At 63.5% G+C, this 13,546-nt stretch carries 13 protein-coding genes; 11 read left to right on the top strand and 2 right to left on the bottom strand.

Going from position 1 to position 13,546, the window contains the following annotated elements:
• Positions 1-4: 4 nt before the first annotated feature.
• Both FJ979_RS23450 and FJ979_RS23445 read right to left on the bottom strand, forming a co-directional pair.
• Positions 5-790 carry an SDR family oxidoreductase gene (locus FJ979_RS23450; RefSeq protein ID WP_140583951.1) on the bottom strand — a complete coding sequence of 262 codons (786 nt, stop codon included), beginning with the start codon at positions 788-790 and terminating at the stop codon, positions 5-7.
• Positions 783-1,574 (bottom strand): FadR/GntR family transcriptional regulator, encoded by a 792-nt coding sequence (locus tag FJ979_RS23445; protein ID WP_224671760.1) that lies wholly within the window; start codon positions 1,572-1,574, stop codon positions 783-785. The genes FJ979_RS23450 and FJ979_RS23445 overlap by 8 nt, the downstream gene beginning before the upstream one ends.
• Before the next feature lie 134 nt (positions 1,575-1,708).
• Here FJ979_RS23445 and uxuA point away from each other — a divergent pair, with 134 nt between their 5' ends.
• The 11 genes from uxuA to FJ979_RS23390 all read left to right on the top strand — a co-directional run bounded on the left by uxuA (position 1,709) and on the right by FJ979_RS23390 (position 13,535).
• On the top strand, positions 1,709-2,893 hold the full coding sequence (gene uxuA / locus FJ979_RS23440; protein ID WP_140583950.1) for a mannonate dehydratase: 1,185 nt from the start codon (positions 1,709-1,711) through the stop codon (positions 2,891-2,893).
• A 126-nt stretch (positions 2,894-3,019) separates the two neighbouring features.
• Complete coding sequence (locus FJ979_RS23435) at positions 3,020-4,168, top strand: extracellular solute-binding protein (protein WP_140583948.1); 1,149 nt, start codon at positions 3,020-3,022, stop codon at positions 4,166-4,168.
• A complete protein-coding gene (locus tag FJ979_RS23430) occupies positions 4,168-5,019 on the top strand; it encodes an IclR family transcriptional regulator (RefSeq protein WP_140515233.1) in 852 nt (283 codons plus the stop codon). Before FJ979_RS23435 ends, FJ979_RS23430 begins: the two co-directional genes overlap by 1 nt.
• Before the next feature lie 27 nt (positions 5,020-5,046).
• Positions 5,047-6,078, top strand: coding sequence for a sugar ABC transporter substrate-binding protein (locus FJ979_RS23425; RefSeq protein ID WP_027027652.1), 1,032 nt, complete (start codon positions 5,047-5,049; stop codon positions 6,076-6,078).
• A 132-nt stretch (positions 6,079-6,210) separates the two neighbouring features.
• The gene (locus tag FJ979_RS23420) at positions 6,211-7,194 is read left to right on the top strand and encodes an ABC transporter permease (protein ID WP_140515234.1); all 984 of its coding nucleotides are present in this window, start codon (positions 6,211-6,213) and stop codon (positions 7,192-7,194) included.
• Entirely contained in the window at positions 7,184-8,716 is a 1,533-nt protein-coding gene (locus FJ979_RS23415) for a sugar ABC transporter ATP-binding protein (protein ID WP_140583946.1), read from the top strand. Before FJ979_RS23420 ends, FJ979_RS23415 begins: the two co-directional genes overlap by 11 nt.
• Before the next feature lie 3 nt (positions 8,717-8,719).
• Entirely contained in the window at positions 8,720-9,715 is a 996-nt protein-coding gene (locus tag FJ979_RS23410) for an ABC transporter permease (protein ID WP_140497495.1), read from the top strand.
• 2 nt (positions 9,716-9,717) lie between these two features.
• Complete coding sequence (locus FJ979_RS23405; protein ID WP_140497497.1) at positions 9,718-10,503, top strand: SDR family oxidoreductase; 786 nt, start codon at positions 9,718-9,720, stop codon at positions 10,501-10,503.
• Positions 10,504-10,525: 22 nt separating this feature from the next.
• Positions 10,526-11,731, top strand: a complete 1,206-nt coding sequence (locus tag FJ979_RS23400) for a CaiB/BaiF CoA-transferase family protein (RefSeq protein WP_140497499.1) — start codon at positions 10,526-10,528, stop codon at positions 11,729-11,731.
• A gap of 2 nt (positions 11,732-11,733) precedes the next feature.
• Complete coding sequence (locus FJ979_RS23395) at positions 11,734-12,522, top strand: enoyl-CoA hydratase/isomerase family protein (protein ID WP_140497502.1); 789 nt, start codon at positions 11,734-11,736, stop codon at positions 12,520-12,522.
• Positions 12,519-13,535, top strand: coding sequence for a hypothetical protein (locus FJ979_RS23390; RefSeq protein ID WP_140583945.1), 1,017 nt, complete (start codon positions 12,519-12,521; stop codon positions 13,533-13,535). The genes FJ979_RS23395 and FJ979_RS23390 overlap by 4 nt, the downstream gene beginning before the upstream one ends.
• The last annotated feature ends 11 nt before the right edge of the window (positions 13,536-13,546 follow it).

Below are 13,546 nucleotides of genomic sequence, written 5' to 3'. Positions count from 1 at the left end.
CGCCCTACTTGACGCCGATGCCAGCGGTGAGGCCGCCATCGATCTTGTAATCAGCGCCGGTGCAGAAGCCGGCTTTCGATGAACACAGGAAAGCGATGAGTTCCGCCACTTCCTCCGGCTCGCCGATACGGCCGAGCGGATGGGCGGCGCCGAAGCGCCTGTAGGCTTCTTCGACATCGGCGTCGCTGCCATTGTCGCCACGCGCTGCCTTCTCGAGGATTGGCGTGCGGATCGAGCCCGGGCTGACCGAATTGACTCGGATGCCGGCCGCGGCATAGTCGAGCGCCAGCGAACGCGTCAACGTGTGGATGGCGCCCTTGGTCGTGGCATAGGCTGCGACGTTCTGCTGGCAGGCGAACCCCTGCACCGAGGCGACATTGACGATGGCACCGCCGCCTCGGCGGATCATTTCGGGAATGCCGAAATGCGCGGTCAGGTAGATCGACCCGACATTGACCGTCATCGCCCGGTTCCAGGTTTCCCAGTCGGTGGTGGTCGCCGTGCCGTAGGGGTGGACCGCCGCCGAATTGACGATGATGTCGATGCCGCCGAACCTCGCGACGCCCGCTGCGACCGCGTCGCGCACCTGGTCGGAAACGGAGACATCCACCGTTTGCACCAGCGCATTCGCTCCGGCCTTGGCGAGGCTCTCCTGCATGGCGGCATTGGCCGCCCGGTCGATGCCGCAGGCGATGATCGCAGCGCCGCCTCGCGCCAGGCGACTCGCAGTGGCGAGCGCGATGCCGGTCGTGCCGGTGATCAGCGCCACCTTGTTCTCAAAATCAGACATGATGCAAATCCTTGGAAGATGCCGGACCCGGATGCACCGGGTTTGCCGCCGACATACGGGCGTTTTCGAGGTCGTCGGGAACGAAGCGCAAGCCGAAATCGAGATGCCGGCTCATCAGGTAGCAGTAGGCAATGCGGTCGCGCGCGCGCAGCGCCGCGATGATCTCGCCATGCGCGTGGCGTGTTTCGCTCAGCACCGGCCGGATGGATTTGCCGACGGTCATGATGTGCAGGATGACCGGCGACAGGAACTGATAAGTCTGCACCAGCATGCGGTTGCCGGCGAGCTTCATCAGCGCCAGATGGAAATCGAAATCGCGTTGCGCGGCTTCCTGGACATCCTTGCTGGTCTCGATCAGGCCATTGACCTCGTCCAGGGCTTCAAGTTCGGCGGCGCTGGCATTGAGGATGATGTGGTCGCCGACGCTCACTTCGATGATGCGGCGAAATCCTTGTATGTCGTGAAAGGACGTTTTCGATATGTCCATTTGCGCGGCGAAAAAATTCTGGATCGCGACATTCTGGCGATCGGCGAGCACCGCGCCGACGCGCGGCTTGGGATCGATCAGCCCATAGGTTCGGATGGTGCGCAGCGCCTCGCGTATCGTGTTGCGGCTGGCGCCGAACAGTTCGCCAAGCTCCCGTTCGGTGGGCAGCACATCGCCGATGGACATGGCGCGATTGCGGATGAGGTCGAGGATCTGCCGCACGGTCTGGTCGACGGCGGAACTGCTGATCCCGGCTTCGTCTGCCGCCTCCATCGAATCGTGGCTCGCCTGTTCCACCGCAGAACTCCTTGCTATTTGTTGGACCACCCTAGGGCTCGATCCACAGGAAATCAACTGTATGGCGACGGAAAGGTTCTGTTGACAGGCTTGTGGTCCGACAATATGGTCGCCGCCAACCCTGAGGAGGCTTCATGGAACAGTGCTGGCGCTGGTATGGTCCCGATGATCCGGTGACGCTTGAACATGTCAGGCAGGCCGGCGCCACCGGCGTTGTCTCCGCGTTGCACCAGATCTATGACGGCCGCGCCTGGCCTGAGGCCGATGTGCTCGAGCGCAAGCGGATCATCGAGGCGGCTGGCCTGAAATGGTCGGTCGTCGAGAGTATTCCGGTCCACAATTCCTTCAAGATCGGCGCGCCCGAGCGCGAGCGCTATGCCGGCTACTACCGCGACAGCATCCGGGCGCTCGCCAAGGCCGGCATCGAGACGATCTGCTACAATTTCATGCCGGTGGTGGACTGGACCCGCACCGACCTAATGTATCGCCTGCCGACAACCGGCTATGCGCTGCGCTTCGATGCGATCGATTTCGCGGCCTACGATCTTTTCGTGCTGCAGCGCAAGAACGGTGCGGCAAGCTATACGCCGGCGCGTATCGCCGAGGCCGAGAAGCGGCTGAAGATGCTGACGCCAGAGCAGATCGACCGGATCGAGCGCAACCTCATTGCCGGCCTACCGGCGACCGAACGCAGCTATAACAGGGACAGTTTTCGCGAAGCCCTGGCTGAATACGATTCGATCGGGCCGAAGGAGTTGCGCGACAACCTCGCCTGGTTCCTGCGCCAGATCATTCCGGCGGCCGAAGAGGAGGGGGTGCGCATGTGCATCCATCCCGACGACCCGCCATTCTCGCTCTACGGCCTGCCGCGCGTGGTTTCGACGGCACAGGACGCGCGTTTCATCCTCAACGCCGTCGACAGTCCCGCCAATGGACTGACCTTCTGCACCGGCTCCTATGGCACGCGCGCCGACAACGACATCGTCGCCATGGTCAAGGAATTCGCCGACCGCATCCATTTCGTCCACCTGCGCAACATCACCATCGAGGAGGACGGCTCGTTCTATGAAGCCGAGCATCTCGAAGGCGGCACCGACATGGCGAACGTCATCCTCGCTCTGATGCAGGAAGAAAAGCGCCGTCGCGAGCAAGGCCGGGCCGACTGGCAAATCCCGATGCGGCCGGACCATGGGCATCTGCTTGCCGACGACATCGGCAAGAAAAAGATCAACCCCGGCTATTCGCTTATCGGACGGCTCAAGGGGTTGGCTGAACTGCGCGGCATCATGCGCGCCGTGGAGCGTTTCGATCTGGCTTGAACCCTGCATCGGCCAGTCGGGAGGATGTGTGCGCTTGCGCGAATGAAAACAAGTTGCGCATATGAAAAATGGTGCTAGTGTCGATGGCGAGCCGGCTATTGCCGGTGCCGGGAGGATTTGAGTGGCATGACGAAGCTGCGCGGACTGGCGTGGGATCATAGACGATGCTGGGGTCCGCTGGACGCCAGCATCGAGTCCTATTGCGCCGCGCATCCCGGCCTGGAGATCCAATGGGACCGCCGCAGCCTCTATGAATTCGGTGAGGGCGCCCTCGGTCCGGTGCTCGGCACTTACGATCTGGTCGTGTTCGACCATCCCTTCATCGGCGATATCGCCCAGGATGAACTGATGGTCCCGTTCGACGCTTATCTGTCGGCCGAACAGATCCATTTCTTCGAACGTGACTCAGTCGGGGCGTCCTGGCGCTCCTACCAGAAGAACAGCCGTCAGTGGGCGCTGCCGATCGATGCCGCCTGCCAGGTCGCCTCCTATCGGCCGGATTTGCTGGAGCGCTACGGGCCGGTGCCCAGCACGCACCAGGACGTGCTGGAGCTTGGCCGGCGCGCGCGCAGCGACGGCAAGTGGCTCGGCCTGCCCTTCGTGCCGACCGACGCCATGTGTCTGCTTCTGACGCTTGGCCGTCCCCAGGAAGATGGCGAGCAATTCATCGCGAAGGAAATGGTCGAGCAGGCGATTGCGCAATTGCGCGAGCTTGTCGCGCTTTCGCACCCGGACTCGTCGAAGTGGAATCCGATCCGCTGCTACGACCACATGATCGCGCATGACGACGTTGTCTACGTGCCGTTCGCCTTCGGCTATGTGAATTACGCCTCGAAACCCGACAGGCCCCATCTGCGCTTCGCCGACGTGCCCACCCCGCAAGCCGCCGGCGCCTTGCTCGGCGGTGCCGGCATCGGCGTCAGCGCCCAATCGAAGCACAAGCAGGCCGCGATCGACTACGCACTGTTCCTGTGCTCGCCCGAATACCAGCGCGGCGACTATGTGAAATCTGGCGGACAACCGGGTTCGCTGGCTGCCTGGAAGGATGGCGGGGTCAATGGTCTTTCCGGCGATTTCTTCGGCTCGACGCTGCGGACGATCGCCTCGTCCTATCTGCGTCCGACCCATCCGGGCTTCATCGCCTTCTTCCGCGAATGCGCGCCGCATGCCGCCGCAGCCATAGCCGGTGACATGTCGGCGACCGAACTCGCAGGCCACGTCAACAGCCTCTACCGCGAAACCAGGCAAGTGCAGCCGGAACGGAGCGTCGCCTGATGGCCGCCAGCGTTGCCGAGACGCTCGATGAGGGCGAAAGCGGCCGCAACGGCTATCGCGTGCCGGCGGTGGAGAAGGCGCTCGACGTTCTGGAATTCATGGCCTCCAGCGCCGAAACGCTGACCCAGACCGAGATCGCGACCGGCCTCGGCCGCTCCATTCACGAGATCTACCGCATCCTGCTTCTGCTGGAGAAACGGGGCTATATCTTTCGCACGCAATCGGACCGTTTCCGGCTGTCGCTGAAGCTGTTCGAACTGGCGCACATGCATCCGCCGGTAAACCGGCTGGTGGAATGCGCTCTGCCGGTGATGCGCGAATTGACCGCCAATGCCGACCAGAGCTGCCATCTCGTGGTGCGCGAGGGCCAGAACGCACTGGTGGTTTTGCAGATCGATTCGCCGCTGCCGATGCGCTACTCGGTAGCACTTGGGTCGCATTTCCCGATCCTCGAAACAAGTTCGGGTGCCGTGCTGCTCGCCCATTCGAACCGGGCCGAGCGCGACCGCATCGTCGAGCGCATCGTGGCCGCCGGTGAGGGCCAGGGCACGCGGGCCGAAATCGAGGCGCGGCTGAACGAGGTCGCCAGGCTCGGCTACGAGATGCGCGCTTCCTTGGCCGTTGCGGCCTGCACCAACATCTCCATGCCTGTGCACGATCACACCGGTGCCGTCATCGCCGCGCTAACCGTGCCGCTGCTGCCGCAGAAGGCGGCGCGGTTCGACAGCGAAACCGTCTTCGAACGCACCCGCGCCGCCGCCGAGAAGATATCGGCGGCACTCGGCTGGGGCGAAGCCACCAACTCCTTACGTGCCGACCCGGAACGGCGGGACTATCCGTTCAGCGACTAACAAAAGCGATAAATCTGGGAGAAGAAAATGCTCTGGTCCAAGTCAATCCTGTTTGCGTCCGCCGCCGTGCTGGCGCTCGGCGCCGCCGCCGCGCATGCCGAGAACATGCCCAAGCGCATCGGCTACGTCACCAACTACGCCACCCATGAGTGGTATCAGAACGTCATCAAGGGCATGAAGGCTCACGGCAAGGAACTCGGCATCGAGGTCGAGGTGCAGGATGCCAATCTCGACATAGCCAAGCAGGTCGCCGCGGCCGAAGACTTCATCGCCAAGGGCGTCGACGTGCTGATCATCACCCCGGTGAACGAAGAAGGCGTGGTGCCGCTGCTGCGCCAGGCCAAGGCCGCCAACGTGCCGGTCGTGCTGGAAGGCAATCCGGTCAAGGGCATGACGACCATGGTCGCCATCTGCGACTACGACACCGGCTATTTCTCCGGCGTCGAGGCCGGCAAATACGCGAAGGAAAAGCTCGGCGGCGTTGCCAAGGTGATGAATGTCGGCCTGCCGCTGCTTTCCGCCACCGTGCTGCGCTCGCACGGCTTCATGGACGGGCTGAAGACCATCATCCCCGATGCGGTCATGGTCCACGATCTCGACGGCGGCGGCAATCCGGACCGCGCTCTCGAAGTGTCCTCCGCGGCACTGGCCAAGAACGCCGATATCAACATCATCTACGGCATCAATGATTCGTCTTCGTTGGGTGGCCTGCAGGCCTGGAAAGCGGCGGGCAAGTCGCAGGATGGCCTGTTGACGGTCGGCACGGGCGGCGAAGGGCTTGCCTTCATCAACGCGATGCAGAACGAGCCTTCCTACCGCATCGAAGCCGCGATGTTCCCCGAGAAGGAAGGCTTTACCGCCATCGATGCCGCGGTGAAGCTTTTCAACAATGAGGAAGTGCCGGAGCACATCGTCAGCCCGACCGCGCCGATGAACGGCGACGATTGGAAGAAGTTCTATGACTATGACGGCACCACCCGCACCATCAAATGGGATGCCGTCAACGCGCTGCAGCCGCCGGCAAAGTGCATGAAGACCTCCGCCGACCTGAAGAAATAAGGCCGGCCGATATCGCCCTTCCCGTGTTGCGGGAAGGGCAGGCGGCCAGGACCTTTCGGTGGCCAAGACAAATGCCGGGTTCGACACGACAGGTTCCAGAGGGACCAGGCAAACGGCCGGGAATGGACTGAAATGAGCGAGCTTACACAGGCCTCCGCGTCGAAGCGTTTCATCGGCGGCAACCTTCTGGGCAGCAGCCAGCTCGTGCTGGGCGCAATCCTGGCCGTGCTGTGCATCGCCATCTCGATCGCGGCGCCGCAATTCTATTCGGAGGCCAACATCATCGCCATCCTGCGCCAATGCGCTCTGGTGCTGATCGTCGCCTCGGGCATGACCATGCTCATCATCACCGCCGAGGTCGACTTGTCGGTCGGCGCGTCGCTCGCCTTCGTCGGCTGCATCGGCATGGCAGTGCTCAATTCCACCCATAGTCTTACGCTCGGCATGCTGGCGGCGCTCGCCTTTGCCGGCGGGGTCGGCCTGTTCAACGGGCTGGTCGTCACCAGGCTCAGGGTGAATTCGCTGATCGCCACCATCGGCACGATGATGATGCTGCAGGGCGGCGTCTATCTCTTCACGCGCGAGGCGGTGCAGAACCACAACCAATTGGCAAACTTCACCGATCTCGGCGCCGGTTATGTCGGCCCCGTGCCGGTTCCCGTAATCCTGGCGGCGCTGATCTTCGTGGTTGCCTATGTGACGCTGCGCTTCACCACGCTCGGCCGCTACCTCTACGCGGTCGGCGCCAACGAAAAGGCGGTGCGCCTGTCAGGCATTCGCTCGGAACGGCTCAAGCTGTTGGCCTTCGTCGTCACCGGCCTGTGCGTCGGTGTTGCCGGCATGATCCTGTCGTCGCTGATGAATGCCGGCCAGCCTACCGCCGGCCGTGGCTTCGAGCTGACGGTGATTGCCGCCGTCATCCTCGGCGGCACCAGCCTGCTTGGTGGCCGCGGTTCGCTGTTCGGTACCTTGCTTGGCGTTCTGGTGCTGAAGGTGATCGACAACGGCATCATCATCCTCGGCTGGAACCAGGATTTGCAGATGGTGGTGCCGGGCATCGTCATCATCCTGGCAACCTATCTCGACATCATCCGGAACAGAGCCAATGTCCGTTGATTTCCTGCATCCCGGCGAAGGCGCGGCCATCGATACCGATGTGCCGGCGCTGGAACTGCGCGGCATCGGCAAGCGCTTTCCCGGCGTCGTGGCGCTCGACAATGTCGACTTCACCTTGGAGCCCGGCAAGATCCATGCGCTGATGGGCGAGAACGGCGCCGGCAAGTCAACGCTGATCAAGATCATGGCCGGCGTCTACGGCAAGGACGCCGGCTCCATTCGCATGCGCGGACGCGAGGTCGACATCAAGTCGCCGCGCGACAGCTTGAAGCAAGGCATCAAGGTCGTGTTCCAGGAGATCGCGCTGATCTCCGAATTCACCGTTGCCGAGAACATCTTCCTGGAAGGCTATCCGACCGGCAGGACGGGCTCCATCGACTGGAAGAAGATCCGCGCCGATTCAGCCGCGCTCTTCGACCGCATCGGCTTCAACGTCGATCCGGCGGCGCGCACCGGCTCGCTGCCGGTCAGCCAGCAGCAGATGGTCGAGATCGCCCGCGCGCTCGCTCATGAAGCCCGTGTGGTGGTGATGGACGAGCCGACATCCTCGCTGACGCCGAACGAGGTTTCGCTGCTGTTCACCGTCATCCGCCGGCTTGCCGGCCTCGGCATCGCGGTGGTCTATGTCAGCCACAAGCTCGACGAAGTGTTCGAGATCGCCGACACGGTGACGGTGCTGCGCGACGGGCGCCACATCTCGACCAAGCCGATCGGCGAGCACACCAACGACACGCTGATCCAGGACATGATCGGCCGGCGCATCGAAAATCTGTTTCCCCGCAAGCGTGGCGCACCGGCTAGCAAGGTAGCCCTGTCAGTGGACAAGCTCAGCACGGCGAAGAAGCTCAACGGCGTGTCCTTCGAGGCGCGCGCCGGCGAGGTGCTCGGCTTCTTCGGGCTGATGGGCGCCGGTCGCACCGAGCTCGCCAAGGCGATCGTCGGTTACGATCCGATTACTTCGGGCACGATCACCGTCGACGGCCAGCGCCTCTCGCCGCACGATACGCGCACCGGCGTCAGGTTAGGCATCGGTCTGCTCACCGAGGACCGCAAGAGCGAAGGGCTGATGGGCGAGCTGCCTGTCTACCAGAATGCCAGCCTCGCCTCGCTCGGCGCCTTCGCCCGCATGGGCTTCGTCGATAAGGCCAGGGAACACAAAGCAGTGCAGGATTACGTCGACCGCTTCCGCATCAAGACGCCCAGCCTGTTCCAAGAGGTGAAAAACCTCTCAGGCGGTAACCAGCAGAAGGTGCTGATCTCGCGCTGGCTGATGCGTGGCCTCAAGGTCATCGTCGTCGACGAGCCGACCCGCGGCATCGATGTCGGCGCCAAGTCGGAGATATTCGCCTTGATCGACCGGCTCGCCGGCGAAGGCCTGGCGGTCATCATGATGACGTCGGAAATGCCGGAACTGCTCGGTCTTGCCGACCGGGTCGCGGTGATGTGCGAAGGCCGCCTGACCGCGATCATGCCGCGCGACGAAGCCACGCAGGAGAAGATCCTCAATGCGGCGATCGGATAAGACATGAGCGTTGTGAATACAGTCTCCGCGAAAGCCCGGCCGTCCATGCTGGCGCGGCTCTTTGCCCGGCAGGAATTGGCGCTGCTGGTCTGCCTCGTGCTGGTGCTGGCTTTCTTCTCCGTTACCGTCGAGAATTTCTTCTCCGTGCGCAACATGACCAATGTGCTCGGCCAGGCCTCGCTCGCGCTCACCGCCGGCATTGGCTGCGCCATCGTCTTCATTTCCGGCGAGGTCGATATTTCGATCGGATCGCTGCTGGCGACCATTGCACTGCCGCTGATCATCATCATGAACGACACCAATTCGCTGCTGCTCGGCGTCGGCGGCGCGCTGTTGTTCGGGCTGATCATCGGTGTCGTCAACGGCTATCTCACCGCCTATGCCGGCATCAACTCGCTGATCGTGACGCTGGGCACGATGTTCATCATGCGCGGCGGCGTCTATCTCTACACTGGTCAGCGGGCGATCCCTGACGATGCCAGCCTCGACAGCTTCATCGCGCTGTCGGATGGCCGCCTGTTCAACGTCATCCCCTATTCGGCCGTCATCGCCATCGTCCTGCTCGCCGCCTTCGCCTACATGATGCAGCACCGGCCGTTCGGACGGCAAATCTATGCCGTCGGCGGCAATCAGGAAGTGGCCCGTCTTGCAGGCTACGACGTGCGGCGGGTCAAGTTCATCTGCTTCATCATCAGCGCGCTGCTGGCGACGGTCGCCGGCATCATCCTGGCCGCGCGGGTCGGCTCGGCACAGCATACGGCGGGGCTCAATTTCGAATTCCAGGTGGTTGCCGCCACCGTGCTCGGCGGGGTCAGCCTTGCGGGGGGCATCGGCAGCCTGACCGGCATGGCGCTGGGCGTGCTGATCCTGCAATTCCTGTCCAACGGCCTGCGCGGACTTGGCCTGCCGACCGAGTGGCAGTTGGTCATCACCGGCATGATCATCATTGCCGCGGTCGCCCTTGATGAAGCGAAACGCCGGCTTGCGAATGGAGGCTGAAGATGGCTCGTCTTGAAGCAAAAATCGCCGTCATCACTGGTGCGGCCGACGGGATCGGCCACGCGATCACGCAAGCGATGGCGCGCGAAGGGGCGCATGTCTTCCTGGGCGACATCGCCGACAGCGCTGGTGAGGATTTCGCGGCCGCACTTCGCGCCGCCGGCCACCGCGCCGACTATCTGCATTGCGACGTTTCGCAGGAGGCCGACATTTCAGGCCTCATCGACAGTGCCGTCAAAAAGACGGGACGCCTCGACATCCTCGTCAACAACGCGGCCATTGCCATTGGCGGCATGCCGGTGCACGAGATGACCGACGAGCAGTGGCACCGGCTGATAGCAGTCAACCTGACCAGCGTGTTTCGCGGCTGTAAATACGCGCTGCCGCACATGATCGCGCAGAAATCGGGCTCGATCATCAACATGGCCTCCGCGCAAGGCCACATCGGGCTTGATGGCTGGACCGCCTATGCCGGTGCCAAGGGCGCGGTCATGGCGATGACACGCCAGATGGCGGTTGAATTCGGGCCGCTGAACATCCGCGTCAATTCGATCTCGCCGGGCACCATCAACACGCCGATGAACGACAAACTCATCAAGGAGATCGGCGGCAATCTTGCCAAGGCCTGGGTCAAGATGCATCCGCTCGGCCGTATCGGCGAGCCTTCGGAAGTGGCCGAGGCCGCCGTCTATCTTGCCTCCGATGCCGCCGGCTTCACCACCGGCACCGACCTGCGCGTCGATGGCGGGCTGACGGCGGCGCCGCGCTACGTTCCCGAACTGCTTTGAAAATTTTGAAACGAGACATGACATGAACAAGGCCCTCGAAGGCGTCCGCATCCTCGATTTCAGCCATCTGCTGCAGGGGCCGTTCGCTACCCAGCTGCTCGGCGACATGGGCGCCGATGTCATCAAGATCGAGCGCGCCGGCGCCGGCGACATGTTCCGTGGCATGACCTTCTTCGCCAAATGGGTCGGCGGCTCGGAGAGCCCGAACTTCCTCGCCTGGAACCGCAACAAGCGTTCGATCGCGCTCAACCTGAAGAGCCGCAAGGTGCATGCCATCATCATGGAAATGGCGAAAAGCGCCGACGTGGTGGTGCAGAACTTCCGCCCAGGCGTGCTGGCCAAGCTCGGCTATGGTTATGAGGATTTCAAGACCGTCAATCCGCGCATCATCTATTGCTCGGGCTCGGGCTATGGCGAGGAAGGGCCTTATGTCGAGCGCCCCGGCCAGGACATGCTGATCCAGGGGCTCGCAGGGCTGATCGCCAACACCGGCCGCGGCGATCAAGCCCCGGTTCCCGCCGGCGCCGGCCTCGCTGACCAGATCGGCGCCATGAACATGGTCTACGGCATCCTGTCGGCGCTCTATTATCGCGAGAAGACCGGCAGGGGCCAGAAGATCGAGGTCAACCTGCTGGCCGGCCTCTTGGCGCACCTCAACCAGGAATATGTCGCGGTGCTCAACCTTGGTGAGGACTTCGTGCGGCCGAATTCCGGGATCGGCCATCCCGGCATGCAGGCGCCGTTTGGCATCTACGAGACCAGCGACGGCGGCTACGTGTCGATCGCCATGAGCCCGTTCAAGACGCTCTACGAGGTGCTGGAGGCGCCGCAGCTTGCCGTCTACGACGATCTCAAGACTTTGTTCGACAAGCGCGATGAAGTCTTCGAGAAGGTGAATGCCGAGACCAGGAAATTCGCCACGCAGGATTTGTTGGCGCGGCTGCTGGCAGCCGACATCTGGTGCGCCGAGGTGAAGGATATCCGCCGCGCCGCTGAGGACCCGCAGGTCAAGCACATGGGCATGATCACCAGCTACGACCATCCGCGCGGCGGCAAGGTGCAGGTGGTCGCCCCGGCGGTCAAGATGAGCGAGACGCCCGCGACCATAGAACGGCCGGCGCCGCTGGTCGGCCAGCACGGCCGCGAGATCCTGGCCGAGTTCGGCCTCTCCAAGGACGAGATCGCCGCATTGGAGGCGTCCGGTGACATGACCGTGGACGCCGCCTGACGATGCGCGCCTACCAGACACTCACGGTCGAAACCGCGGGCCGCGTCGCGATCGTCACCTTCCGCCGCGCCGATCAGCTCAACGCCATGAACCGGCTGATGCAAGGCGAGATCACTGAAACCTTCGAGTCGCTATCCGGCGATGCAAGCATCGGGGCGATCGTGGTGACAGGGGAAGGGCGCGGCTTCATGGCCGGCGCCGACATCAAGGAATACGCCGCCCAGACCGGACCGGAATTCGACATTTTCCAAGCTGCCGGCATGCGCATGTACGCGGCCATCGAGAACAACCGCAAACCGGTGATCGCGGCGGTCAACGGCTTCGCGCTGGGCGGCGGCATGGAGCTGGTGCTGTGCTGCGACCTCGTCATCGCCAACCAATTCGCCAAGCTCGGCCTGCCGGAAATCAAGCTCGGGCTGATCCCCGGCGGCGGCGGCACGCAACGCAGCGTGGCCAAGCTCGGCCGCAACCGCGCCAATTTCCTGCTGATGACCGGCGCCATCGTCCCGGCCTCGGAATTCGTCGCTGCCGGTCTGGTCAACGAGATCGTCGAGGTCGACCGGCTGATGCCGCGCGCGCTGGAACTGGCAGAAATGATCGCCGCCGAGCCTGCTGCCGCAATCGAGGGACTGAAGGCGCTGACGGCGCATGCCGTGTCCGGTGATCTGGACGATGGGCTCACCATGGAGCGCGACATATTGGGTGAGCTCTATCGCAGCGAGATCGGCCAGCAGCGCGTCAAGGAGTTCGCCGAGCGGAGCACGACAAAGGCAAAGAAGGGCGGGCCGTGAACGCGGGCGACGATTATCGCGGATTGGGCTGGGCGCATGGCGCGCTGACTGTCCAGCGGCTTGGCGCGATGCTGGCGCCGGTTACGTTCATTCTGGAGGACGGTCGGCAGGTTTCGCCGATGCACATTGCGCCGTGGTCGAACGACCCGCAGGCGCAAGCGCTGCCAGGCATCCTGCGCAAGCTGCGCGGCGAATGGCCCTGCGTGCCCTTCGGCTATTCTGTGCCTGCCGAAGGGTGGCCGGAGGACTGGGCGCGGGTGATGGGCTCGCCGGAGGAGGGCGAGGAAGCCCATGGCCATAGCTCCAACCATGACTGGCGATGGCGCGAGAGCGCCAAAGGGTCGTTGTCACTGACACTCGCCTATCCAGCCGGAAGCCCGGTCGGGCGCGTCGAGCGGACGGTGACGCCCGATCCGTCGATGCCAGCCGTCGACGTTGAATTCAAGATCGTCGTTCGCCATGCCTGCCGATTGCCGATCGGCTTGCATCCGGTGTTCCGGCTGCCAGCGGAGATCGGCGCCGCCGCGCTGGAACTTGGTTCCTTCGATCACGGTCGCACCTATCCACACGATGTCGAAACTAGCGCTGAACTGTTCGCCCGGAACGCGTCCTTCACTGACTTGTCGAGCGTACCGGCCCGCGCGGGCGGCATGGCTGATGCTTCGCGACCGCCGCTGGTGGCCGACACGGAGGAATTGTTGCAGATCGAGGGCCTGGATGGCACGGTGGCGCTCGCCAATCATGCGGACGGGTACCGCGTGAAACTTTCCTGGCAGAAGGAGCATTTCCCGAGCCTTTTGCTCTGGTACTCCAATCGTGGCCGCAAAGCAGCACCCTGGAGCGGGCGCCATGTCGCCATCGGCATCGAGCCGATCTGCTCGCCCTTCGGGCTCGGCCCGGCGACAGCGTTGGCCGACAATCCGATCGCGCAATCCGGCATTGCGACGGCGCAGGAATTCTCGCCTGAAAAACAGTTCGTGACCCGCTATCGCATCGAGGCATCCGCGCTGTGACGAACCGTGCC

It is taken from the genome of Mesorhizobium sp. B1-1-6, assembly GCF_006443035.1.
In the GTDB taxonomy this organism is placed as follows: domain Bacteria; phylum Pseudomonadota; class Alphaproteobacteria; order Rhizobiales; family Rhizobiaceae; genus Mesorhizobium.
This window is presented reverse-complemented; position numbering and strand designations above follow the sequence as displayed.